Source organism: Paenibacillus sp. 01T424 (genome assembly GCF_056398745.1).
This window is the reverse complement of record NZ_JBFTPZ010000103.1, coordinates 1-2300: the sequence shown is the minus strand read 5'-3', so window position 1 is coordinate 2300 and position 2300 is coordinate 1. Positions and strand designations below refer to the sequence as shown.

Here is a 2300-nt window from a genome sequence, read left to right as displayed (position 1 = left end):
TGTATTAGGCACGCCGCCAGCGTTCGTCCTGAGCCAGGATCAAACTCTCCAAATTGGTGTTTGAAATGCTCATTACTTTTTTATCGCTTTTTTCGCTTATCCCGAAGGATTTGCGAGGCAGTTATTACTCGTTGTTCAGTTTTCAAAGAACAATTCATTCTTTCGTGTCAACCGCGTGTTTCGTATCGGCGACTTTTATAATATATCACATTCGCCMAAGTTAATGCAAGCTTTTTTTTAAATTCTTTTTTCGAAGCTTGTTTACTTACTCTTGGGGCGAGAACTAATGTAGCACATAATTGAATACAGAGTCAACCTTTTCCTTAAACCTTTTTCAAATTTGCTAAACCACCACCCACTGGAGCCCAACGATTAAGGCTACTCCAGGTACACCTAATGTAAGTACAGTTCCTATCGTTATGGGGTTCAGCGGGATATACATCCCTGGAACAAGGCCTGAATAGTTTAACAAGTACAGCAAACCAGCCGCCAGAACAAGATGAAGCGAGAAGCTGCGCAGCCATCCCCACGATAACCTGTTCTTAAGCAGTACGACTGCTAACAGGAGAGAAGATCCAATAAAAATCGATAACCATATTGTCTTCACACTCTCACCCCTCTCCATGCTGGCCAGTTCTTGCTAGTACGCTTTGCCAATCGAAGCAGCATCTCATATCGCTTTTCTGCTGTGATCATACAATATATCGCGTAATCCACTTGATCCTTGCCGACTGCATAATTAAAGAAACGATTCGCATTTTCCCATTCACGGTGTGCCTCAACAATTTCGGCTCGGATGTCATCCATTTGGTTCATCCCTTTTTTTAATTCGAGCTGGCCTGTATTGCTCATATCTATCCCTCCCGCTTGTCCTCACTTCATAATGTTCATTACTATATGTATAAGCTTGGACATTAGAATAGAACGGGATATTAAAAGGAACACCTTATCAAAACGACAAAAACGGCAGATCGAGTAATTTCTCGACCTGCCGTTTTCTATATTGATTATGACTAGTTTATTTCTCTTCGACCTTCTAATGCTTTGGACAAAGTAACCTCATCTGCATATTCAAGATCACCGCCAACAGGCAAGCCATGCGCGATACGCGTAACTCGGATACCAAATGGCTTGATCAGCCGGGATAGATACATTGCTGTGGCTTCGCCTTCAATATTCGGGTTAGTGGCCAGTATAAGCTCCTGAACGCGTTCGTCGCTCAGCCTTCTTAACAGCTCAGCGATACGAATTTCGTCTGGACCGATGCCCTCCATAGGCGAAATTGCGCCTTGAAGCACGTGATAATGGCCTTGGAAGTCCTTCATACGCTCAATCGCAACAAGATCCTTAGACTCTTGAACAACACATATGATGGAGTTGTCACGTGATTTATCCTGACAGATTCTACATGGATCTGTATCGGTTATATTGCAACAAACCGAGCAATAGAACAAATTGCGCTTAACGCTTACTAGCGCCTTCGCAAAATCAATGACGTCGTCTTCCTTCATTCGAAGAACATGAAACGCCAGACGGGCGGCCGTTTTGGGTCCAATACCCGGTAATCGCGTAAAAGCATCAATTAACTTCGCTATCGGTTCTGGGTAATACAAAACTGGGTACAGCTCCTTTCAAGCAAAAAACGCCTTCGGTGTCCCCTGAACACTGAAGCAGCTTTGACGGAGAAATAAAAGATAAGTACACGTAATATACTTTCCTTTATTTCAAACAGAAGCAATACTGCTTCTTAGAACAATCCTGGAATTTTCATTCCGCCTGTGAATTTACCCATATCCTTATTCGCTAGATCATCCACTTTAGTTAGCGCATCGTTAACAGCTGTAAGGACAAGGTCTTGCAGCATTTCGACATCTTCCGGATCTACAGCCTCAGGTTTAATCGTAATGCTAAGAAGTTTCTTATGGCCGTTCGCAGATACGGTTACTACTCCGCCGCCCGCTGTTCCTTCAACCGTCTTTGTTTCCAACTCTTCTTGAGCCTTCATCATTTGATCTTGCATCTTTTTCACTTGCTTCATCATTTGGTTCATATTGTTCATTACAATTCACCTCATCATTAGAATTAATCTTTATCCTTCACTACCACTAAATCTTCACCAAAAAGTTTGACGGCCTCTTCTACCCATACTGGCCGACTTGCTGCTTGTGGTGAAGCAGAAGATTCGGGCTCAAGCTGAAGCGTCYCGCTCTTCTGCGTACTAGCGCCTTGTGCCGCTGCCGCCTGCCAGTCCTTCATCATAACCGTAACAATACGGAATGAACCGCCGAGTACATCATGCA

The 2300-nt window shown here is 43.6% G+C and carries 4 protein-coding genes and 1 pseudogene; all 5 read right to left on the bottom strand.

From position 1 onward, the window contains the following. Positions 1 to 343: 343 nt before the first annotated feature. Positions 344 to 607, bottom strand: coding sequence for a pro-sigmaK processing inhibitor BofA family protein (locus AC1DPK_RS34070; RefSeq protein WP_076271600.1), 264 nt, complete (start codon positions 605 to 607; stop codon positions 344 to 346). After that, positions 604 to 852, bottom strand: a complete 249-nt coding sequence (locus AC1DPK_RS34065) for a DUF2508 family protein (protein WP_430053873.1) — start codon at positions 850 to 852, stop codon at positions 604 to 606. The genes AC1DPK_RS34070 and AC1DPK_RS34065 overlap by 4 nt, the downstream gene beginning before the upstream one ends. A 161-nt stretch (positions 853 to 1013) precedes the next feature. Beyond that, positions 1014 to 1613 carry a recombination mediator RecR gene (gene recR, locus AC1DPK_RS34060; protein WP_076271598.1) on the bottom strand — a complete coding sequence of 200 codons (600 nt, stop codon included), beginning with the start codon at positions 1611 to 1613 and terminating at the stop codon, positions 1014 to 1016. 134 nt (positions 1614 to 1747) lie between these two features. Then, entirely contained in the window at positions 1748 to 2059 is a 312-nt protein-coding gene (locus AC1DPK_RS34055) for a YbaB/EbfC family nucleoid-associated protein (protein WP_054025909.1), read from the bottom strand. A 23-nt stretch (positions 2060 to 2082) separates the two neighbouring features. Continuing rightward, positions 2083 to 2300, bottom strand: a pseudogene (locus AC1DPK_RS34050) (DNA polymerase III subunit gamma/tau); the annotation flags it as partial.

Coding starts and splice junctions, on each gene's coding strand:
- AC1DPK_RS34065 (WP_430053873.1), bottom strand. CDS start 852: ATGAGCAATACAGGCCAGCTCGAATTAAAAAAAGGGATGAACCAAATG.
- AC1DPK_RS34055 (WP_054025909.1), bottom strand. CDS start 2,059: ATGAACAATATGAACCAAATGATGAAGCAAGTGAAAAAGATGCAAGAT.